1 protein-coding gene is annotated in these 474 nt (G+C 43.9%); it reads right to left on the minus strand.

The annotated features are described in order from the left end of the window. Positions 1 to 21 precede the first annotated feature (21 nt). Positions 22 to 474 (minus strand): GyrI-like domain-containing protein (locus tag GFC01_RS18930; protein WP_207707653.1); only part of this gene is annotated, 453 nt, incomplete at its 5' end.

A 474-nucleotide genomic window follows, 5' to 3' on the forward strand; every position in this document is an offset into this window, starting at 1 on the left:
CACATGCTGTCTATCCTCTTTTCAATTGTCATCTGCTCGCTTCTTCACTTTTACACTGAGCTTCGTTATATACTCTGCTTCATCTTTAGACATGAGCGAATGAAGTAAATACTCCTCAAATACATCTCCATCCAGCATCATGCCCTCTTTCTCGATTTCATCTAACAAATGCGAATAAGCAGATTCGATCTGATCAAATGTTCCTTGATCATACATCACCGCATAGAGCCCGCCAGGTTTTTTGACTGCCCCCGGGCCATCCATTCGGCAGAACAGCTGATCTGACTGATGATAGTGCCGCTTACGGAACTGCTCCTTTTTTAAGACAGAACCATTTGCCGCAGCCCCTTTTATGCCAACTCCCTTTAAAAATTCCCCTACAATACGTGATATTTCTTCTACAGGTGTATTGAAGTCGATCGGGTTTGATGCACTTAGTACAACGGGTTCTTCAGGCAGCTCTTGAAACAGGAC

The sequence above is a fragment of the Desulfofundulus thermobenzoicus genome (assembly GCF_009428905.1).
Classification (GTDB): Bacteria; Bacillota; Desulfotomaculia; order Desulfotomaculales; family Desulfovirgulaceae; genus Desulfofundulus_A; species Desulfofundulus_A thermobenzoicus.